Source organism: Seohaeicola sp. 4SK31 (assembly GCF_028802875.1).
In the GTDB taxonomy this organism is placed as follows: domain Bacteria; phylum Pseudomonadota; class Alphaproteobacteria; order Rhodobacterales; family Rhodobacteraceae; genus Seohaeicola.
Genome location: NZ_JARAMP010000017.1, coordinates 64,748 through 83,203, shown reverse-complemented (window position 1 = coordinate 83,203; position 18,456 = coordinate 64,748). Strand labels below are relative to the sequence as shown.

21 protein-coding genes, 2 tRNA genes and 1 riboswitch are annotated in these 18,456 nt (G+C 65.1%); of the genes, 7 read left to right on the top strand and 16 right to left on the bottom strand.

What is annotated here, in order from left to right:
- Positions 1 to 196 precede the first annotated feature (196 nt).
- Genes PVW27_RS14905 through thiD form a run of 10 tightly spaced genes read right to left on the bottom strand, consistent with a single transcriptional unit; the run spans position 197 to position 7,563 of the window.
- On the bottom strand, positions 197 to 931 hold the full coding sequence (locus PVW27_RS14905; RefSeq protein ID WP_274559002.1) for an ABC transporter permease: 735 nt from the start codon (positions 929 to 931) through the stop codon (positions 197 to 199).
- A complete protein-coding gene (locus tag PVW27_RS14900) occupies positions 928 to 1,653 on the bottom strand; it encodes an ABC transporter ATP-binding protein (protein ID WP_274559000.1) in 726 nt (241 codons plus the stop codon). Before PVW27_RS14900 ends, PVW27_RS14905 begins: the two co-directional genes overlap by 4 nt.
- Entirely contained in the window at positions 1,650 to 2,324 is a 675-nt protein-coding gene (locus PVW27_RS14895) for a TenA family protein (RefSeq protein WP_274558998.1), read from the bottom strand. Before PVW27_RS14895 ends, PVW27_RS14900 begins: the two co-directional genes overlap by 4 nt.
- Complete coding sequence (locus tag PVW27_RS14890; protein ID WP_274558997.1) at positions 2,321 to 3,274, bottom strand: ABC transporter substrate-binding protein; 954 nt, start codon at positions 3,272 to 3,274, stop codon at positions 2,321 to 2,323. The genes PVW27_RS14895 and PVW27_RS14890 overlap by 4 nt, the downstream gene beginning before the upstream one ends.
- A 17-nt stretch (positions 3,275 to 3,291) precedes the next feature.
- Entirely contained in the window at positions 3,292 to 4,251 is a 960-nt protein-coding gene (locus PVW27_RS14885) for a HesA/MoeB/ThiF family protein (protein ID WP_274558995.1), read from the bottom strand.
- Positions 4,248 to 4,844 (bottom strand): thiamine phosphate synthase, encoded by a 597-nt coding sequence (locus PVW27_RS14880; protein ID WP_274558994.1) that lies wholly within the window; start codon positions 4,842 to 4,844, stop codon positions 4,248 to 4,250. Before PVW27_RS14880 ends, PVW27_RS14885 begins: the two co-directional genes overlap by 4 nt.
- A complete protein-coding gene (locus PVW27_RS14875) occupies positions 4,841 to 5,602 on the bottom strand; it encodes a thiazole synthase (RefSeq protein ID WP_274558992.1) in 762 nt (253 codons plus the stop codon). Before PVW27_RS14875 ends, PVW27_RS14880 begins: the two co-directional genes overlap by 4 nt.
- Before the next feature lie 3 nt (positions 5,603 to 5,605).
- Positions 5,606 to 5,803 carry a sulfur carrier protein ThiS gene (gene thiS, locus PVW27_RS14870; RefSeq protein ID WP_274558990.1) on the bottom strand — a complete coding sequence of 66 codons (198 nt, stop codon included), beginning with the start codon at positions 5,801 to 5,803 and terminating at the stop codon, positions 5,606 to 5,608.
- Positions 5,793 to 6,767: an FAD-dependent oxidoreductase gene (locus PVW27_RS14865; protein ID WP_274558988.1), complete on the bottom strand. Its 975-nt coding sequence runs from the start codon at positions 6,765 to 6,767 to the stop codon at positions 5,793 to 5,795. Before PVW27_RS14865 ends, thiS begins: the two co-directional genes overlap by 11 nt.
- Entirely contained in the window at positions 6,760 to 7,563 is an 804-nt protein-coding gene (thiD, locus tag PVW27_RS14860) for a bifunctional hydroxymethylpyrimidine kinase/phosphomethylpyrimidine kinase (protein WP_274558987.1), read from the bottom strand. The genes PVW27_RS14865 and thiD overlap by 8 nt, the downstream gene beginning before the upstream one ends.
- A 61-nt stretch (positions 7,564 to 7,624) precedes the next feature.
- A riboswitch (TPP riboswitch) is annotated at positions 7,625 to 7,726 on the bottom strand.
- 105 nt (positions 7,727 to 7,831) lie between these two features.
- On the opposite strand from thiD, the gene PVW27_RS14855 reads away from it, so the two are divergent.
- On the top strand, positions 7,832 to 8,425 hold the full coding sequence (locus PVW27_RS14855) for a methyltransferase domain-containing protein (protein ID WP_274558985.1): 594 nt from the start codon (positions 7,832 to 7,834) through the stop codon (positions 8,423 to 8,425).
- Positions 8,426 to 8,483: 58 nt separating this feature from the next.
- On the opposite strand, the gene PVW27_RS14850 is transcribed toward PVW27_RS14855, so the two are convergent.
- From PVW27_RS14850 to ectA, 4 genes are read right to left on the bottom strand one after another with little or no spacing between them, the layout of a single operon-like run.
- Complete coding sequence (locus PVW27_RS14850) at positions 8,484 to 9,914, bottom strand: aspartate kinase (protein WP_274558983.1); 1,431 nt, start codon at positions 9,912 to 9,914, stop codon at positions 8,484 to 8,486.
- A 60-nt stretch (positions 9,915 to 9,974) separates the two neighbouring features.
- A complete protein-coding gene (locus PVW27_RS14845) occupies positions 9,975 to 10,361 on the bottom strand; it encodes an ectoine synthase (RefSeq protein WP_274558981.1) in 387 nt (128 codons plus the stop codon).
- Between the two features lie 5 nt (positions 10,362 to 10,366).
- Positions 10,367 to 11,659, bottom strand: coding sequence for a diaminobutyrate--2-oxoglutarate transaminase (ectB, locus tag PVW27_RS14840; protein ID WP_274558979.1), 1,293 nt, complete (start codon positions 11,657 to 11,659; stop codon positions 10,367 to 10,369).
- Positions 11,660 to 11,686: 27 nt separating this feature from the next.
- The gene (ectA, locus tag PVW27_RS14835; RefSeq protein WP_274558977.1) at positions 11,687 to 12,286 is read right to left on the bottom strand and encodes a diaminobutyrate acetyltransferase; all 600 of its coding nucleotides are present in this window, start codon (positions 12,284 to 12,286) and stop codon (positions 11,687 to 11,689) included.
- Between the two features lie 275 nt (positions 12,287 to 12,561).
- Between ectA and PVW27_RS14830 the strand changes: the two genes are divergently transcribed.
- From PVW27_RS14830 to PVW27_RS14805, 6 genes are all read left to right on the top strand, one after another.
- Positions 12,562 to 13,038, top strand: coding sequence for a MarR family winged helix-turn-helix transcriptional regulator (locus PVW27_RS14830; RefSeq protein ID WP_274558976.1), 477 nt, complete (start codon positions 12,562 to 12,564; stop codon positions 13,036 to 13,038).
- 100 nt (positions 13,039 to 13,138) lie between these two features.
- The gene (locus PVW27_RS14825) at positions 13,139 to 14,077 is read left to right on the top strand and encodes a pirin family protein (protein WP_274558974.1); all 939 of its coding nucleotides are present in this window, start codon (positions 13,139 to 13,141) and stop codon (positions 14,075 to 14,077) included.
- A gap of 105 nt (positions 14,078 to 14,182) precedes the next feature.
- Positions 14,183 to 14,259, top strand: a tRNA-Asp gene (locus tag PVW27_RS14820).
- Between the two features lie 30 nt (positions 14,260 to 14,289).
- Positions 14,290 to 14,366, top strand: a tRNA-Asp gene (locus PVW27_RS14815).
- Positions 14,367 to 14,392: 26 nt separating this feature from the next.
- Complete coding sequence (locus PVW27_RS14810) at positions 14,393 to 14,611, top strand: RND transporter (RefSeq protein WP_274558972.1); 219 nt, start codon at positions 14,393 to 14,395, stop codon at positions 14,609 to 14,611.
- 554 nt (positions 14,612 to 15,165) lie between these two features.
- A complete protein-coding gene (locus tag PVW27_RS14805) occupies positions 15,166 to 16,041 on the top strand; it encodes a glycosyltransferase family 2 protein (protein WP_274558970.1) in 876 nt (291 codons plus the stop codon).
- 2 nt (positions 16,042 to 16,043) lie between these two features.
- Here the strand turns inward: PVW27_RS14805 and PVW27_RS14800 are convergent, their stop codons facing one another.
- Positions 16,044 to 16,913 (bottom strand): alpha/beta fold hydrolase, encoded by an 870-nt coding sequence (locus PVW27_RS14800; protein WP_274558969.1) that lies wholly within the window; start codon positions 16,911 to 16,913, stop codon positions 16,044 to 16,046.
- On the bottom strand, positions 16,910 to 18,286 hold the full coding sequence (locus tag PVW27_RS14795) for a M20/M25/M40 family metallo-hydrolase (RefSeq protein WP_274558967.1): 1,377 nt from the start codon (positions 18,284 to 18,286) through the stop codon (positions 16,910 to 16,912). Before PVW27_RS14795 ends, PVW27_RS14800 begins: the two co-directional genes overlap by 4 nt.
- Positions 18,287 to 18,456: the final 170 nt, after the last annotated feature.

Sequence of the window (18,456 nt, the reverse complement as noted above, 5' to 3'; positions counted from 1 at the left end):
GGCGTCGGGGCGTCTGCGGGACAGTCCAACAGGGGCGCAATTGTCAAGATACCGATCCTACCACACGGGCAGGCACGCTGCGACATACCCCGCGCGCCCTGCATCACCATTCACAGACAGTCGCGAGTCTAGGTGCTTGCCGGGCGGAGGCCAATCGGAAAAATGCGGCACCGTGATGCCCGGTATGGCAGGCGGCCTAAACCCTGCGGTCCCAGTGCCGCGCCAGACGGTCTACGGCCAGAAAAAGCATCAGGCTGAGGCTGGCCAGAAGGATCAGCGCCGCGAACATCAGGTCGGTCTGGCCACGCCCGTTGGAGATCAGCATCAGATGGCCCAACCCTTTTGATGCGCCGACCCATTCCGCGATGATGACCGCAAAAGGCGCCTGCACCGCCGCCAGCCGTAGCCCTGATCCCAAGGCGGGCAGGGCATGGGGCAGTTGCACCAGCATCAGGCGGCGCAGGGGCTTGGCCTGCATCTGCCGTGTCAGGTCGTCGAGGATGGGCGGCAAGCGCATCAGCCCGTCGAAAAAGGCCGAGGTGACAGGGAAATAGGTGACCAGCGCCACCATCACGATCTTGGACGGTGCGCCATAGCCCAGCCAGAGCGTGACGATGGGGGCCAGAGCGAAAACCGGCACGGCTTGGGCAAAGACCATGAGCGGACGCAAGAGCACCCGCGCGGCAGGCGACATGGCAAGGTTGAGGGCGGAGGCGATGCCGAGGGTGATCCCGGCCGCAAGGCCCATGCCGAGGTTGGCCAGCGTGAACCCTGCCTGATGCACCAACAGCGCGGCGTTGTTCAGCAGCGCCGCCCCCACGCGGGCGGGGCCGGGCAGGATGAAATGCGGCACCCCTGTCAGCCAGACAATGGCTTGCCACAGGGTCAGGGCAAAGGCGAGGGCGGCCAGGCCGGGCAGAAGGCGCGTCATGCAGGCACCTGCATCAGCCGTGCATAGAGATCGGCCTGTGCCGACAGCGTGGCCTGATCGGACAGGGCGCGGGGTGGGGCGGTCGCGGGCAGGGGCAGAGGGTGCAGTCCATCTGTCCGCATCAGATGGGCGTGATGGGCCAGACGCGCGGCCTCCAACGGGTCATGGGTGATCAGGATCACCGTGCGCCCGCGCAGCAGCGTCGCGGTCGCGTCCTGCATCGTGGCGCGGGTGGCGGCGTCGAGGGCGGAGAACGGCTCGTCCATGACCACGATGGGGCGATCCTCCATCAATGTGCGGGCCAGCGCCACGCGCTGCCGCTGCCCGCCTGACAGGGTCGCGGGGCGGCGGGTGGCATATCCGTCAAGACCCACGCGGTTCAGCAGGTCCAGCGCGCGGGCGCGGTCCGGGTTTTGTCCGCGCAGCCGCGCGCCAAGGGTGACATTGTCCAGAACACTGGCCCAAGGCAGCAATTGATCGGTCTGGGCCATCAGGATCACGCGCCCGTCCAGCGGTTTGCCATCGCTGGCGGTGATCCCGCCTGTCAGATGCGCGGGGCAGGGAACATCCGCGATCATCCGGGCAAGAGTGGATTTGCCCACGCCGGAAGGGCCAAGGAGCACGGTCCATTGTGCCGCCGGACATGTCAGGTTCAGCGCGGGGCAAAGGGTCTGCCCCCCCAGCCGCAGATCGCCCGCGATTTGCAGGGCGGGGGCGGTCATGCGGGGAAAAGGCCCATATCCCAAAAGCCGACCTCAAGCCGCGTCGCGGTGGCGAAGCGGGCGGCAAGGCTTTGGGCGCGGGGCAGGCTGGGCCAGTCAGGGCCAAGGCGGTGGATCAGCGCTCCATCGATCAGTGTGCCGACATCGTGGCAAAGCTGCTGATAGTCGGCCCCGCCATAGGTGGCGCACCAGTCGGCATAGGGGCCTGTGGTCCCTGCCAGCCGCGCGCCGATTTCGCCATAGCCCAACACGCAAGGGGCGAGTGCCGCCATCAGATCGAGGAAGTCACCTGAATAGCCCGCCTCCAGCACATAGCGGGTATAGGCAAGGTTCTGTGCGGCTTCCCCGGTCGATTGCAGCGCCTCTTCGGGGATGCCCGCTTCGGCGCAGAGGCGGACATGCAGGGGCATCTCTACATGCGCCAGCGCATGCAGCGTGGCGCTGGCGGCCTGCATCTCGGCCAGCGTGTCGGATTTGGCAGCGGCCAACGCCCATGCGCGCGAGAAGTGGATCAGGAAGACGTAATCCTGTTTGAGGTAATGCAGGAACGCGTTGCGGGGCAGGGTGCCTGTGCGCAGCCCTTCGACAAAGGCGTGATGGGTGTAGGCGTGCCAGTGCGGGGCGGATGCGCGCCACAGGGTGAAGGCGCGGCCATAATCGGGCGCGGTCATTCGGTGGCTCCGGTCACGTCCACCGCCAGATCGGCGGCGGGGATACCGCCCGGTGTCGCGCCCGCCTCGGCCAGAAACGCCTCGAACCGGGTGTAGCGGCCAAGGTCAAGGGCAGCCGGGCGCATGGCAAAGCGCGGCCAAGTGTCGGCCCAGGCCAGACGGTTGAGGTCGGTATCCAGCGTGGCATCGGTGCTGCGGAACATCTCCCACGCGGCCTCGGGCTGGTTCACGATATGCAGGGCGGCGCGTTCGATGGCGTGCAGGAAGCGGGCGATCACCCCGGTGTCCATGCGGGCGGGATCGGCTACATAGATCAGCTCGTCATAGGCGGGGATGCCTTCCGCCTCGGGGTAGAAGCAGCGCCCCTCGCGCCCCTCCAGCGCCAGTTGGTTCAGCTCGAAATTGCGAAAGGCGCCGATGACGGCATCGACCTGACCTGACATCAGCGCGGGGCTGATCGACCAGCCGATATTGATCTGTTCGACATCTGTGGGCGCAAGACCGTGATGGGCGAGCATGGCGTTCAGCATCACCTCCTGCACGCCCGCAACGGCAAAGCCGACCTTGCGGGTTTTCAGGTCGGGGATGGACCCGACGGGGCCATCCGCCAAGGTGACAAGGCAGGTGAGCGGGGTTTCGATCAGCGTGCCCACGCGGGTCAGCGGCAGGCCCGCATGGCGGCTGAGGTGAAGCTGCGGCTGATAGGAGACGGCAAGGTCCACGCGGCCTGCGGCGACCATGCGGGGCGGGTCGTTGGGGTCAGCGGGGGTGACGATCTCGACCTCGAGACCCGCATCGGCGAAATAGCCCAGTTCCTGCGCCAGAATGATGGGGCCGTGATCGGGGTTCACGAACCAGTCGAGCATGAGGGTCAGCTTGTCCTGCGCCTGCGCCTGTGCGGGAAGGGCAAGGGCAAGTGTCAGGGCGAGGGTTGTCAGGGTGCGTTTCATCGGGGGGCCTTTCGGGGTCAGTCGGTTGGGGGGACAGCGAGGAGGGCGATGTGCCCTGTCCAGCGGGATCGCAGGGCGGCTCCTGCGTGATGGGCGCGCAGGCCGGTGCGGCAGGCGAGGATCACGCGGGGTGTGCCGGGCGGCGGGGTGAAGGCGGGATCGAGCGCGCCGTGCCGCGCATCTGCGCGGAAGGGGGCGGGTTCTTCGGTCCGAAGGTCGAAGACCAGATCGTCCGGGGTGATCTGCGATGGGGCGATGAAGGGAATGGGTTGCGCAGGTTCGGGTGCGCGGTCGAAGCGGAAGCCGCCAAGGCGCCAGCGGGCGGCGTCGAAGGTGATCAGTTGACCAAGGGGGGAGGGGCGCAGGTCCAGCAGGGTTGAGAGTGCCATCTGCGCCTGTATCGCGCCGATGGTGGCCACCACCGGGCCCATTACGCCCGCGGTGTCACAGGTGGCGCCACGTTCGGGCAGGTCGGGGAACAGCGCGCGCAGGCTGGGTGCACCCCCGCAGAAGCCGCCGACATAGCCAGACAGGGCCAGCGCGGAGGCGGCGATCAGGGGTTTGCCCGCCGCCATGCAGGTGTCGGACAGGGTGAGGCTGGCCGCGAAGGTGTCGGCGCAGTCCATGACCAGATCGGCAGCAGCCACCAGCGCGGGGGCATTGGCGGGATCGAGCCATGTGGTCACCGGGGTGACTGTCACCTCGGGGTTCAGCGCGGCCAGAGCCTCGGCCGCCGCCTCGGCCTTGTAACGTCCCACCTGATCCATGCGATAGAGCGGCTGGCGGTGCAGGTTATGCGCGGCGATGCGGTCCCCATCAACCAGCGTGATCCGCCCCACGCCTGCGCCGACAAGATATTGCAGCACGGGCACGCCCAAGCCGCCTGCGCCCACGACCAGCACATGGGCGGCTGTGAGCCTTGCCTGACCTGAGGCACCCACCTCTGGCAGGATCATCTGGCGGGCATAGCGGCTCATGCGGTGACCCGCAGCCAGTCGCGCATCCGCCCCTCGGGGTCGGGGTTCAGGGTGATATCGGTCACGGCGGCGACCAGATCGGCCCCTGCGTCCAGACATTCCCGGCCCCGTTCCGGTGTGAGGCCACCGATGGCGCAAAGCGGCACATCGCCCGCCAGACGCTTCCATTCAGTCACCCGATCCACCCCCTGCTGATGCCATTTCATCTGCTTGAGGATGGTGGGATAGACCGGACCCAAGGCCACGTAATCGGGCGACAGCGCCAGCGCGCGGTCGAGTTCGGCATGGTCATGGGTGGACAGGCCCAGTTTCAGTCCGGCGCGGCGGATGGCCGGAATATCGGCGGTATCAAGGTCTTCCTGCCCCAGATGCAGCCAATCCGCGCCTTCATCCATGGCGATCTGCCAGTGATCATTGACGACCAAGGCGGCACCATGCTGGCGGGCAAGGGTCAGGCCAAGACGGATTTCAGCCCGCAAGGCGGCGTCGTCCATATCCTTGAGGCGCAGTTGCACCAGTTTGACGCCCAAGGGCAGGGCGCGTTCCAGCCAGCGGGCGCTATCGAAAATGGGATAGAAGCGGGGCAGCATCATAGCCAGGCCTTTCCGATGACGGGGGTAGAGGGGACGGCCATGTCACGCGGGGCCATCGGGCCTGCGCGATGCGCCATTTGCCCCGCGCGCGCGGCCATGCCGAAGGCTTGGGCCATCAGCGCGGGATCGTCGGCCTGCGCCACGGCGGTGTTCAACAGCACGGCGTCAAAGCCCATTTCCATGGCATCCCCCGCATGGCTGGGCAGGCCAAGCCCCGCGTCCACGACCATGGGGATATCAGGGAAGGCCGCGCGCAGGGTGCGCAGACCGTAGCGGTTGTTCAGCCCCAGACCGGACCCGATGGGCGCCCCCCATGGCATCAGGACGCGGCAACCCGCATCGACAAGACGCTGGGCGAGGACCTGATCCTCGGTCATGTAGGGGAAGACCTCGAACCCCTCGGACGAGAGGGTCTCAGCCGCCTCCAGCGTGCCAAAGGGGTCGGGTTGCAGCGTGTCGGCATGGCCGATGACTTCCAGCTTGATCCAGTTCGTCTCGAACACCTCGCGCGCCATGCGGGCGGTGGTGATAGCCTCACGCGCGCTATAGCAGCCTGCGGTATTAGGCAGGACATGCACGCCCAGGCCCTTGATGATCTGCCAAAACGCCTGCCCGCCGCCGGTTTCGCGGCGCAGCGACACCGTGGCCACGGATGCGCCCGAGGCGCGGAAGGCTGCCTCCATCACCGCCGGAGATGGGTATTGCGCCGTGCCCAGCATCAGCGGGCTGTCGAGGGTGACGCCATAGAATTCGCGCATCGCTCAGCCCCCCTGCATGGGGGCGAGGACTTCGAGCCTGTCGCCATCGCGCAAGGCTTGGTCCGCGCGGGCGCTGGCAGGCACGAAATCGCCGTTGAGCGCGGTGGCCACCTTGGCCGTGCCCCAGCCCAGTTCGTCCAGCGCGGCGGCAAGGGTCGTGGCCGTGACCTCGCGCGCCTCTCCGTTCACCTCAATCCTCATGGAACAGGTCTCCTTTGGTGCCATGTTCAAGATAATCCGCTGCCTGCCGCGCCAGTGCCGGGGCCATCAGATAGCCGTGGCGGAACAGGCCATTCAGATGCAGCACGCGGCCCTGCCGGATCACGCGGGGGACGTGATCGACAAAGGCGGGGCGCAGGTCGGCCCCGGTTTCGATCACCTCGGCCTCGGCGAAGGCGGGATGCAGGGCATAGGCGGCGGACAGCAGTTCCAGCAGGGCGCGGGCGGTGATGGGGCCGGGGGCGGCGCTTTCGATCTGGGTGGCACCCAGCATGAACACGCCATCCCCACGCGGCACGATATAGAGCGGGTGGCGCGGGTGCAGCAGGCGCACGGGGCGCGAGAGCCGCACTTCATGGGTTTTGAGCATGACCATTTCGCCGCGCACCCCGCGCAAGGAGGGCAGTTTGGCGGCAAGGCCACGGCAATCCAGCACGGTGCCGTGGACGTCGTCGGGCGTGGCCTCGGCCTGTTCAATCGTGATGCCACGGGCGGTAAGGGCCGCCACCAGATCGGCCAGCGCGGCGCGCGGGGTCAGGTGGGATTCGGTGTCGAAATACAGCGCCTCGCGCCCCGGCGTGGCAAGGTCGGGTTCCAACGTGGCGAGGGTGTCGCCGCTGATGCGGGCATGCCCTGTGGTGCGGCGGGCGAAACGGTCCAGCTCGGCCCGGTCGCGGGCAAGGGTGACCACAAGAGAGCCGTTTTGCGTCACCTTTGTCACCTCGGCCCAGTCGCTTGCCGCCTGCTGCCCATGCGCGATCACGGCGGCTTCGGACGTGGCGCCTTCGCAGAAGGGGGCGAGCATCCCGCCCGCCCACCATGAACACCCATGCGCGCCGGGGTTGCCGTTCCGGTCGATCAAGCGCGGGGTTAGCCCGCGTTTTGACAGGGCATAGGCGGCCCAGAGACCCGCCACGCCCGCGCCGATGATGGTGACATCAGACATGCGGCCAGACCGCGTGGAAATGATGCACAGGGCCGTGACCATGACCGATTGTCAGAGTATCGGCAGCGGCGATGGCCCCTTGCAGATAGGCATGGGCGCGGGTGACGGCCTGCGGCAGGTCCAAACCCTGCGCCAGCCCTGCGGCGATGGCCGCCGACAGGGTGCAGCCAGTGCCGTGGGTGTTGCGCGTGGCGCGGCGCGGCGCGGTCAGGATCTGCGTGCCTTCGGCCGTGATCAGCAGATCGGTGCAGGTCTGGCCCGCGCCGTGGCCGCCCTTCATCAGCACGGCTTTGGCACCCAAGGCCATCAGGGCGCGGCCCTGATCCTGCATTTCGACCTCGTTGGTTGCCGGGGCGCAGTCGAGCAGGCGTGCGGCTTCGGGCAGGTTGGGGGTCAGCAGGGTCGCGATGGGCAGCATCACGGCGCGCAGGGTGGCCACGGCTTCATCCGGCAGCAGGGCATCGCCGGATTTGGCGACCATCACCGGGTCGAGCACGATGGGCATGGGGCGGCCTTGCAGACCGTCCGCGACGGTGCGGATCGCCTCGACCCCGCCCAGCATCCCCAGTTTCACGGCGTGGATGTCAAGATCGTCGAACACCGCCGCGATTTGCGCGGAGATCATGGCGGGGCTGGCGGGTTCGACACGCGTAACCGCGCGGGTGTTCTGCGCGGTCAGCGCCGTGATGACGCTGGCCCCATAAACGCCAAGGGCCGAGAACGCCTTGAGATCGGCCTGAATGCCCGCGCCACCTCCGCTGTCGGAGCCTGCGATTGTCAATGCGATGGGGGTCATCCCATGCCTCCCGCGTGTTGATGGATCACAAACGGGGAGGACGGTCCTGCGGGCAGATTTGCCCTGACGATGCACCGTTCCCTCCGCCGGTATGACCCGGATCAGGTTCGATGGGTTGGCTTGTCGCCTCTCAGCCCCTGACGGGACACCCCAACGGTTTACACGTGATAGGCTAGGGGAGATTGCAGACCGCTTCAAGGGCGATTGCGCGGGGCTTATGCGCGGCGCGGGGGCATGCTAGGGCTTTGCGGCATCCAAGGGGGCGGGCATGGGCAACTGGTGGCACGAAGAACGGCTGGCGGCCGTGCTGGACACGGTCAAGGCGCTGGGCGCGGCCCGGCTGCTGGATCTGGGATGCGGGTCAGGGGATCTGATGCTGCCGCTGCTGGAGTGTGAGGGGATCGTGGCGGTGGTCGGGCTGGATCTGGATACCGCCGCACTGGCGCGGTGCCGTGACAGGCTGGCCCGCCATCCGCGCGGCATGCTGGCAGAGGCGCGGGAGGGGTCGATGACCGCCGCGCATCCCGATCTGGCGGGGTTTGACTGCGCCTGTCTGGTGGAGACGATCGAACATCTGCCGCCCAGGGCGCTGGGCGCTTTGGAGGCGGCGGTGTTCGGCGTGATGCGCCCGCGCGCTGTGGTGGTGACCACGCCCAATGCCGAGTTCAACGACCTTCTGGGGGTGCCCCGCACAAGGTTCCGCCGCCCGGATCATCAGTTTGAATGGACGCGGGCGCAGTTTCGCGACTGGGCCGGGGGCGTTGCCCGGCGCAACGGGTATCAGGTGATGGTCCGCGACATTGCCGGTGCGCATCCCGATCTGGGCGGGGCCAGCCAGATGGCGGTGTTCGAGCAGGGCTGAAGCCCCTTGCCTGTGCAGGCCAAAAGGGGGCCGCAGCCCCCTTTCGTGTCACCATCAGTTACTCGGCGGCAATGGCCGGATGCTCGGGTTCGATCTCATCCTCGGCCTCCTCGATCAAGGCGCGGTGCAGCACCTTGATCGTTTCGGCCATCTGGTCCTTGTCCACCATCACCTGCATCTCGACCCGGCGGGTGCCTTGCTGCATCGCGATGGGGTGGATGCCCGCACCGTCCAGCGCGTTCAATGCCTGACGCATCACGCCCAAGGATGACAGGTCGCTGCCGATGACCGAGACCAGCGCCAGATTGCGGGTCGTGATCTCGGCATTGGGAAAGCGCTTGGCCAGATCGCGTTCGGCCCGGCGAATGGATTTGAGCGAGCCGTCCAGCCAATGGGTGATGCAATTGGCGTTCGAGGTCTTGGACACGATCCACACATCATGCCGCGTCAGCGCCTCCAGAATGGCCGCGTCATAGCCCTTGGCACCGACCATGTCAGGCTCGAACAGTTCAAAGGCATAGACGCCCAGTCCGGTGACCATTTCGACCCGGCCAGCCGCGCCGCCCTCGGGGCCGATGAAGGTGCCGGGGTCCTCGGGCTCGAACGCATGTTTGACGCGCAGGGGCACATCCGCCTGCCGCAGGATCTTGGCCGCGTTGGGGTGGATCGCCTCCATCCCCAGATTGGACAGCTGATCCGCCACGTCATAGGAGGTGCGCCCGATCTTGCGCACGGCGTCCAGCCCCACCAGCTTGGGGTCCGCGCTGGAGAGGTGGAATTCCTTGTGGATGATCGCCTCGGCCGCCGCCGTCTGTGCCGCCAGATGGGCAAAGACCACTTCCGTGTAGCCACGGTCATATTCGCGCATCAATCCTTCGGAACATTGCGCGTAGCCCGTCACGATGGGCAGGTCGGCGGAGAGGTCCAGACCTTCCAAGCCCTGTTTGATCCGGGTTTCCAGATCGGGCTGTGCGTCATCACGCCAGCCGGTCAGATCCACGAAACGCGCGTTCACGCCGTTGCGGTTCAGCAGCAGGGTCGAGACGAAAGCCGAATGCGCCTCGCCCAGACCGGACAGCAATTCCCGCAGGGTCATCAGATGCGATTCGATGCGGAAATGCCCGTAAGAGCACAGGCGTTGCAGGTCGATCATGCAGGCGCGCGCGCCCTCGATCCGGTCGCGCACGAAGGCATCGGCGCGTTGACGGTCGCCCACGTCCGAGAGGATCTCGTTGTTCAGGCGGATCATTTCCGCCCCGGTGGCGGTCAGGGCCTCGGACCAGCCCTCGTCGTTATCGGCATCGGCGAAGAGGGCATAGACGCCCGATTGGCCGGACTTCTTGTGCTCCAGCAGGCGGTTGGTGATCCCGCCGAAGGCCGAGACCACGAAGATGCGCCCGTAAGGGGCATCGCGCAGCCACAGGCTGTCCAGCAGGTCAGTGGCGCGGCTCATGCAGGTGCCGCCGATCTTTTCAACGGTATGTGTCATGTCAGGATCGCGCCGACTGCGGAACAGCCGGTCGCCCTTTCGTATTGATGGCGGGACAGGTTACTCGGCGGCAGCGGCGTAAGAGCCGTCAGCGCGGTGCACCTCGGTGCCGGTCACGGGCGGGTTGAAGCAGCAGGCCAGCACCAGTTCCTTGCGCGCGCGCAGCGTGTGCTTGTCATGCAGGTTCAGCGCATACATGACACCGGGGGTGATCTGATGCACCTCGCCAGTGGCCAGATCCTCGATCTCGCCCTCGCCCGAGATGCAATAGACGCTCTCGAAGTGGTTCTTGTAGTGGAACGTATGCTCGCTGCCGCCCTCGATCGTGGTGATGTGGAAGGAAAAACCCATCCCATCCCCCGCCAGCAGCAGCCGGACAGAGTTCCAGCGCTGATCCGCGACCTTGCGGTCTGTGTTCTTCTCGATGTTGAAATCGCGCACGATCATGTCTGTTACTCCGCTGCAATCTTGTGGGTCTGGGTATTGGCGCGGGTGGCGGCCTCAAGGATATCAAGGCCCGCTTTCAGCTGCTCAACCGGGATGGTCAGCGGCGCCAGAACCTTGACCACCTCGTCATGGGCGCCCGAGGTTTCGATGATCAGGCCATGATCGAAACAGGTCGCGCAAATGGCCCCTGCCAGATCACCGGAACCGACGTCGATCCCCTGCATCATGCCGCGCCCCTTGAGGGTGGCGCCGGGCACCAGCCCGGCAATCTCGACCAGACGGGAGTTCAGCACCTTGGCCTTTTCCGCGATCTGCGTCTGAAAGGCGTCATCGGCCCAGAACTTCTCCAGCGCCACACGGGCGGTGATGAAGGCGTGGTTGTTGCCCCGGAAGGTGCCGTTATGCTCGGCCGGTTTCCAGATGTCGAATTCGGGCCGGATCAGCAGCGCCGCGAAGGGCAGACCCATGCCGGACAGGGATTTTGCCAGCGGGATCAGGTCGGGGACAACGCCCATTTCCTCGAAGGAAAAGAAGGTCCCGGTGCGACCGATACCGGCCTGAATGTCATCCAGGATCAGCAGCGCGCCGTGCTTCTTGGCCAGGGCTGCGATGCCCTTGATCCAATGGGCCGAGGCCGCGTTCAGGCCGCCTTCGCCCTGCACCGGTTCCAGCAGGAAAGCGGCAGGCGCGTCCATGCCCGAGGAGGGGTTCTCCAGCATCATCTCGATCTGCGCCAGCGTGTCGACCTCTGGCCCGAAGGCACCTTCATACGGCAGGTGGGTCACACCGGGAATGGGCATGCCCGCGCCGCCGCGCTTGCCTGCATTGCCGGTGGCCCCCAGCGCGCCCAGCGTCATGCCGTGAAAGCCATTGGTGAAGGCCACGATATTGTGCCGCCCCGTGACCTTGCGCGCCAGCTTCATCGCGGCTTCCACCGCATTGGTGCCGGTGGGGCCGGTCATCATGATCTTGTGGTCCATGCCGCGCGGCTTGAGGATGAGCGTCTCGAACGCCTCAAGAAACTTGGTTTTGGCATTGGTATGCATGTCCAGACCATGGGTTACGCCATCCGCCGCGATATGGGCGATCAGCGCGTCCTTCATGTCAGGGTCATTGTGGCCGTAGTTCAGCGAGGAACAGCCTGCCAGAAAGTCGATGTAGTCGCGCCCCTGCGCGTCCGTCATGGTGGCGTTGGACGCCTTGACGAATTCGGTGGGGAAACTGCGGCAATAGCTGCGTGCGGCGGATTCGCGACGGTCATAGATGCCGGAAACACCGGCTGTGTCGGTGCGTGTCATGGTGATACCTCTCGGATATGATGGGGGTCAGGCGGCGTGCTGCTGCGGAGCGCTGTCGCGGTCCTGCGGCGCGGCTTGCACATGGCTGCGGGCCGTATTCTGCGCCGCGGCGGAAAAGTCGATATTGACCAGATATTCGGTCGCATGCGCGCCGTCGAAATGTGCGCCGCGTTCGAAATGCGGGGCATGGGTCAGGGTGCCGCCGCGCTTTTTCGCAAAGGCGCGGAACAACGCCCATGATGGCTTGTTGTCGCGGGTGATCGTGGTTTCGATCCGGGTTACATCCGCCAGTTCGGGGCGGTCGAACAGGGCCCGCAACATGCGGCCCGCCAGACCAAGGCCGCGGGCCTCGGGGCTGACGGCGACCTGCCAGACGAACAGCGCATCGGGTTTTTCGGGCGGGATATGGCCCGAAATCCAGCCGACGATCTGTCCTTCGCGCTCGGCCAGAATGCAGGTGTCGGCGAAATGATCGCACTGGATCAGGTTGAAATACATCGAGTTCTCGTCAAGCGGCTTGCAGGTGCTGATCAGCTCCCAGACGTCCGAGCCATCCTCGACGGTCGGTTTACGCAGCCGGACATTGGCCCTGCGCGTCGTCTTGATCGTGTTCATGTCGTCGGACATCGGTCCCTCTTGGCGCTATTTCATTCGATAGCCGAAACATATACTTCGATTATCAAATTGCAACCCTTTTGGGCGAACTGGTCGAAATTTGCAATTTTTCGCGATTTGACTATATAAACGTTCATCCGGCATCTGGATATCTGCGGGAGGGGAAGAAAATTACTTCGATGAGCGAAGATATAGGAGACATGGTTATGCTTCGGCAATCAAACGACTATCTTGCAAGGTCAGAGCGGTTGAGCCAAAATGGCGCGCCGTCCACCTGGGGTATATCCATGACCAGTCGATCCGAATCCGCCCTCGTGACCCTGCGTCGCATCATGCATGTGACCGACACCAATGCCCGCGCGCTGGCGCGGCGCACCGGACTGACGCTGGCCCAGATGATCGTGCTCGAGATCGTGGCCGAGGATGATCGGACCACGCCCAAGGAAATCGCGCGGCGTTCCGGCGTCAGCCAAGCGACCATCACATCCCTGATCGACAAGCTGGAGGCACGGGGATTCGTCACCCGCCGGCGCAGCGAGCAGGACCGCCGCCTGATCCGCGTCACCGCGACCGAAGCGGGGCGCACCTTGCTGGCCAATGCCCCCAACCCGCTTTATGCAGCCTTCAGCGCCAAGTTCGAGGCGCTGCCCGATTGGGAGCAGTTGATGCTTCTGTCGGCCCTGGAGAGGGTGGCAGGTCTGATGAATGCCGACACGGTCGAGGCTTTGCCCCCGACAGATGAGCCGCGCCTGTCCGCCATCTGATCTTTGCAAAAACGCACATAATATATCATTAAGTCGGTATTTTGTGCAATCCTGCAATGGTGTATCTTTCCTGCGAACCCGCAAGGAAGGAGAGAGCCTCATGAGTTGGAACCCTGCACTTGATCCGCATTGCCCGACGGGCGACGATGTGGATGCCATCGAGACCGTCATCGTGCCGCGCGCCCGTGATCTGGGCGGGTTTGAAGTGCGGCGCGCCTTGCCTGCGCCCCGCCGCCAGATGGTCGGGCCTTTCATCTTTTTCGATCAGATGGGACCGGCCGAATTCGTGACGGGGCAGGGGATCGACGTGCGCCCGCATCCGCATATCGGGCTGGCCACGGTCACCTACCTCATGCGCGGGCAGATCCATCATCGCGACAGCCTTGGCACCGATCAGTGGATCACGCCGGGTGCGGTGAACTGGATGGTGGCCGGGGATGGCATCACCCATTCCGAGCGCACCGATGGCGAGATCCGCAAGGCCCCCCACAGCCTGTTCGGGATCCAGACCTGGGTCGCCCTGCCCAAAGGGGCCGAGGATGGGGCCGCCGCCTTTGAGCATGCGGGCAAGGACGCTCTGCCGTTGTTGGAGGGCGAGGGGAAATCCGTGCGCCTGATCCTGGGCGATGCCTGGGGCGCACGGGCACCGATCAAGACCCCGTCCGAAATGTTCTATGCCGATGCCACCTTGCAGGCTGGCGCGGCGATTCCCTTGCCCGACAATCACGAGGATCGCGGCGTCTATGTTCTGGAAGGCTCCGTGACTGTTGCAGGCCAGAGCTTTGAGGCGGGGCGCATGATGGTGTTCCGCCCCGGTGACCGTATCAGCCTGACGGCCGGGCCTGCGGGCGCGCGTGTGCTGCTTTTGGGCGGAGCCACGCTGGAGGGGCCACGCTATATCTGGTGGAACTTCGTGGCCTCGTCGAAAGAGCGGATCGAGGCCGCGAAAGAGGCATGGCGCGAGGGCGACTGGCAGCATGGGCGGTTCCGCCTGCCGCCGGGCGATGATGCCGAACATATCCCCCTGCCAGAGCGGTAACTCACGCCCCGGACGGCTTGTCGCTTTTTGGGTAAAACCTTGTTGACGGGGCGGGATGGACCGCATAAGTAGCCTCTCACGCTTGGGAGACCTTGCGGATAGCGAGCGGTTGTAGCTCAGTTGGTTAGAGTACCGGCCTGTCACGCCGGGGGTCGCGGGTTCGAGCCCCGTCAACCGCGCCATCGCTGTCCCTTGATTCTGAAGCGCGTCGCGCGGTTGTAGCTCAGTTGGTTAGAGTACCGGCCTGTCACGCCGGGGGTCGCGGGTTCGAGCCCCGTCAACCGCGCCACTTACTTCCCTGATCAGGACATTCCCATGGCCCTTCTGGACAAGATCAGCTGGCCGATTGTGGTCATGCTTTGTCTGACACTGGGTCTGGCACCCTTCGTGCCCGAGCCGCATATCTGGGAAAAGCTGAAGATGCTGGCTACGGGCGATCTGCGTCGGCCCATCGACATCTTCGACCTTCTCTATCACGCCCTGCCATGGCTTCTGGCGCTGGCCAAGGGGTGGCGACGCTGGCGACAGTCGTAGGGATAGCGCAGGGCGGCTTCCACGCGCAGGCCGCGCGTTGCCTTCAGAAAAGCCAGATCATCGGGCCCAAGCCTGTCACGGCTCAAGATGACAGGCCGGTCGCTTGCAAGCAGATGGAAAAGGGCAAGCGCCTGATGCGCGGCAGGCGGCATGCCAGCCTCGCTTGGGTGGCGACAGCGCCCCGGCGTGCGCGACGCGCACCACAGCAAAGCCCGCAAAGATACGCTGCATGGCGATCATCGCGCGGATGCCATGTTTCCAGCCCAAAGCCTGCGCCGCAGCATCAGGGGCGGACCTTCCTTTCAGGCAACTTGCGCACAAGACTTGTGGCGCTGCGAGGCAGGTCCAGAACCTGAAACCGGGTCGGGTCGTTCTTGGTCCGGCGGCGTGGAAAACGGCCCCTTTGATCGAAATTGTCCGCTATCTCGCCATCGGTATACATCCTTCTCGTGATCCCGGAGAGGACGCTGCCCACGCCAGTCGGTAATTTCGATTCTCACCGCTTTTCAAACAGGCTAAACAGGGGCCGAGGCAAGTGCAGGTGAGGGTCAGTGATGCAAACGGTAGCGGCAGCCGTGACCATGGTGCGGGATGATGCGTTCTTCCTGAACGCATGGTTGCGCCATTACGGGACGGTTCTGGGGCGCGAGAATTGCTATGTCATCAATCACGGTCGGGGCGAGGTCGTGAGTGAACTGGCAAAAGGGTGCAATATCATCGGGATACCGGGCGATCCTCACAAGAACTTCGATATGAAGCGCTGGCGGCTGCTGAACAATCTGGTGGCCGGGCTGAAAAGCTATTACCGCCATGTGATCGTGGGCGACGTGGATGAACTGGTCGTTGTGGATCCCGAAACGGGGAAAAGCCTGCTGGAGTATCTGGCGGCAACGGCGGACAAGCAGGTGATCACCCCGCTGGGGCTTGAGGTGATCCACCGCACCGATCTGGAACCTGACGCGATCACCGACCGCATCATCGGCCCGCGCCGCCATGTGCGTGTCGCGCCGCATTACTCCAAGCCCTGCATCATTTCCACGGGCACCAAGATCGCGCGGGGCGGGCATTTCACCCAATACCCCAAGCTGCACGCGCCGGATGACCTGTATCTGCTGCATCTGAAATTCTGCGATTTTGCCGCCTATGCCGAGGTGATGGACCGCCGTAACGCCACCACCGCCGAGGTGGGGGGCGATGTGAAGGATACCTCTATCGGGCGGCACTGGTTCGCCGAGGCGCGCGGCGAGGATCGCGCGGTGTTCGAGGCGTTTGCCGGGCTCGAGATGGTCGAGGGGTTCGACATGTCCCCCTTCCGCCGCAAGATGCGCCGCACCTTCCGCGCGCGCGGCGATACCGGATTTTATTGTTTTGACAGGCCAGATTACACGCAGCAGTTCATCCTGCCGGAGCGGTTCGTCGGCGTGGTCTGACCTTAGCCCCGGTCCAGAAAGGCGCGGATTGCGGCCAGCGTTTCCTGCGGAGCCGTGTCGGGGAAGAAATGCCCGCCCGGCACTGTGGCGGCGCGCAGGTCGGCGCAGCGGTCGGCCCATGTGGCAGGCACGTCATAGGCGCGCGCCATCGCCCCGTCCGCGCCATAAAGCACCAGCGTCGGGCAGGTCACCCGGCGGTGCAAGTCGGCCTCGTCCAGCGCCACGTCATGGGCGATGGCCGCGCGGTAATCGTTGCACATACCCCGGATCGTGTCGGGGTCGCGCCATGCGGCCCTGTAAGCCTCAAGCTGCGCCGGATCGAAATCCTCCAGCGTGGCGCCGCCCCAGCCCAACAGGCAGGAGTGGTAGTAGAAATCCGGGTCCGCCCCGATCAGGGTTTCGGGGAAAGGTTCAGGTTGTGCCAGAAAAAACCAGTGATAATAAGATTTTGCCACCTGATATGAAAGTTCCGACAAAAGCAGGTGGGTCGGGATGATGTCCATGACCGTCAGGCTCTTGACCCGGTCCGGTGCGTCCAAGGCGATCCGATGCGCCGTGCGCGCGCCCCGGTCGTGGCCCACCAGATCGAAGCGGTCATGGCCCAGATGATCCATCAGCGCCAGAATGTCGCCGCCCATGGCGCGGAAGCTGTAATCCTCGACCCGCGCGGGCTTGCCCGAGGCGCCATAGCCGCGCAGGTCGGGGCAGATCACACGCCGCCCCTCGGCCAGTGCGGGCGCGATATGCGCCCACATGGCCCGCGTCTGGGGAAAGCCGTGCAGCAGCACCAAGGGCGCACCATCGCCACCCATGCTATAGGCGACATCGAGGTCGTCATGGATGAAGATCGCCTCGGAAAATCCTGATATCATGTCAGTTTATCCAGAACACGCGCCCAGCTGCGGATGCCTTTGTGGAAACATTCCATGTCGTATTTCTCGTTGGGGGAATGGATCTGGTCGTCGTCGCGGCCAAAGCCGGCAAGGATCGATTCCATGCCCAGAATCGACTGGAAATAGCCCGCGATGGGGATCGATCCGCCGCAGCCGACATAAGAGGCGGGCGTGCCCCATTCCTCGGTCAGGGCGTGGCGGGTTTTCTCGAACAGCGGATGGTCGATCTGCATCTGGCTGGCGGCGGCGCCTCCAAGGTCTTTCCATTCCACGGTGCAATCGGCGGGCAGTTGCGCGCTCAGCCATTCGCGGAAGTTGCGGCTGATGGCGGCGGGGTCCTGCTGGCCCACAAGACGGAAGCTGATCTTGGCATGGGCCTCGGCCGGAAGCACGGTCTTGAAACCTTCGCCCGTGTAGCCGCCCCAGATGCCGTTGATTTCGGCCGTAGGCCGCGACCAGATCATCTCAAGCGGTGTGCGGTCGGCTTCGCCCGCGGGATGCGACAAGCCGACATCGCCAAGGAATGTGCCATGGTCAAAGGCCAGATTCTGCCATTGCGCGCGGATCGCGTCGGGCAGTTCGGGCACGCCGTCATAGAAACCGGGCACCACCACGCGGCCCTGATCGTCATGCAGGCCGCCAAGGATGCGTGTCAGCACGCGAATGGGGTTGATCGCGGGGCCGCCATACATGCCCGAATGCAGATCGCGCGTGGCGGCGTGGATCGTGAATTCCTCGCGCGCCATGCCGCGCAGCATGGTGATGATCGCGGGCGAGGTGTCCTGAAACAGGCCCGTATCGCAGATCAGCGCCACATCGGCGCGCAACTCTGCGGCGTTCTCCTCAAGGAAAGGGATGAGCGACGGCGAGCCCGATTCCTCCTCGCCCTCGAACAGGAAGGTGATGCGGCAGGGCAGCGCACCGTTGACCGCTTTCCACGCGCGGCAGGCCTCGACAAAGGTCATCAACTGGCCCTTGTCGTCGGATGCGCCGCGTCCGCGGATCACCTTGCCCTTGGGCGTGTCCTCGACCTTGGGGTCGAACGGGTCCGAGGCCCAGAGCGACAGCGGATCCACCGGCTGCACGTCATAGTGACCATAGAACAGAACATGCGGGCTGCCGGCGGGCCCGTCCACGTGACCCACCACCATCGGATGCCCCGGTGTGGGCCGGGCGCTGGCGGTGATTCCCATCGTTGCCAGATCCGCCACCAGCCAATCGGCCGCGGTCTGGCAATCGGCCTTGTAGGCCGGATCGGTCGAGATCGAGGGAATGCGCAGCAGATCCAGCAAACGCCCGGTTGCGGCGGGCAGGTCGGCGTCGATACGGGCCAGAACATCATTGAGGGACATGGTCTTCCTTTCGGTCATCTTGCGCCTAACAAGGCGCTTTGCGCTGACCGTATCACCCTTGCGCCCACTGTCCAGACCGCGGTCCGGGGGCAGGCGGGCCGGGCAGGGACCAGACCTTCTGGAAAGATGATTTCAAGGGCTATCTTATTGACCCAGATCAAGGTGCGACA

Excerpts from the sequence above, each read along its gene's own strand:
- PVW27_RS14905 (WP_274559002.1), bottom strand. The coding sequence starts at position 931 with ATGACGCGCCTTCTGCCCGGCCTGGCCGCCCTCGCCTTTGCCCTGACC.
- PVW27_RS14900 (WP_274559000.1), bottom strand. The coding sequence starts at position 1,653 with ATGACCGCCCCCGCCCTGCAAATCGCGGGCGATCTGCGGCTGGGGGGG.
- PVW27_RS14895 (WP_274558998.1), bottom strand. The coding sequence starts at position 2,324 with ATGACCGCGCCCGATTATGGCCGCGCCTTCACCCTGTGGCGCGCATCC.
- PVW27_RS14890 (WP_274558997.1), bottom strand. The coding sequence starts at position 3,274 with ATGAAACGCACCCTGACAACCCTCGCCCTGACACTTGCCCTTGCCCTT.
- PVW27_RS14885 (WP_274558995.1), bottom strand. The coding sequence starts at position 4,251 with ATGAGCCGCTATGCCCGCCAGATGATCCTGCCAGAGGTGGGTGCCTCA.
- PVW27_RS14880 (WP_274558994.1), bottom strand. The coding sequence starts at position 4,844 with ATGATGCTGCCCCGCTTCTATCCCATTTTCGATAGCGCCCGCTGGCTG.
- PVW27_RS14875 (WP_274558992.1), bottom strand. The coding sequence starts at position 5,602 with ATGCGCGAATTCTATGGCGTCACCCTCGACAGCCCGCTGATGCTGGGC.
- thiS (WP_274558990.1), bottom strand. The coding sequence starts at position 5,803 with ATGAGGATTGAGGTGAACGGAGAGGCGCGCGAGGTCACGGCCACGACC.
- PVW27_RS14865 (WP_274558988.1), bottom strand. The coding sequence starts at position 6,767 with ATGTCTGATGTCACCATCATCGGCGCGGGCGTGGCGGGTCTCTGGGCC.
- thiD (WP_274558987.1), bottom strand. The coding sequence starts at position 7,563 with ATGACCCCCATCGCATTGACAATCGCAGGCTCCGACAGCGGAGGTGGC.
- PVW27_RS14855 (WP_274558985.1), top strand. The coding sequence starts at position 7,832 with ATGGGCAACTGGTGGCACGAAGAACGGCTGGCGGCCGTGCTGGACACG.
- PVW27_RS14850 (WP_274558983.1), bottom strand. The coding sequence starts at position 9,914 with ATGACACATACCGTTGAAAAGATCGGCGGCACCTGCATGAGCCGCGCC.
- PVW27_RS14845 (WP_274558981.1), bottom strand. The coding sequence starts at position 10,361 with ATGATCGTGCGCGATTTCAACATCGAGAAGAACACAGACCGCAAGGTC.
- ectB (WP_274558979.1), bottom strand. The coding sequence starts at position 11,659 with ATGACACGCACCGACACAGCCGGTGTTTCCGGCATCTATGACCGTCGC.
- ectA (WP_274558977.1), bottom strand. The coding sequence starts at position 12,286 with ATGTCCGACGACATGAACACGATCAAGACGACGCGCAGGGCCAATGTC.
- PVW27_RS14830 (WP_274558976.1), top strand. The coding sequence starts at position 12,562 with ATGACCAGTCGATCCGAATCCGCCCTCGTGACCCTGCGTCGCATCATG.
- PVW27_RS14825 (WP_274558974.1), top strand. The coding sequence starts at position 13,139 with ATGAGTTGGAACCCTGCACTTGATCCGCATTGCCCGACGGGCGACGAT.
- PVW27_RS14810 (WP_274558972.1), top strand. The coding sequence starts at position 14,393 with ATGGCCCTTCTGGACAAGATCAGCTGGCCGATTGTGGTCATGCTTTGT.
- PVW27_RS14805 (WP_274558970.1), top strand. The coding sequence starts at position 15,166 with ATGCAAACGGTAGCGGCAGCCGTGACCATGGTGCGGGATGATGCGTTC.
- PVW27_RS14800 (WP_274558969.1), bottom strand. The coding sequence starts at position 16,913 with ATGATATCAGGATTTTCCGAGGCGATCTTCATCCATGACGACCTCGAT.
- PVW27_RS14795 (WP_274558967.1), bottom strand. The coding sequence starts at position 18,286 with ATGTCCCTCAATGATGTTCTGGCCCGTATCGACGCCGACCTGCCCGCC.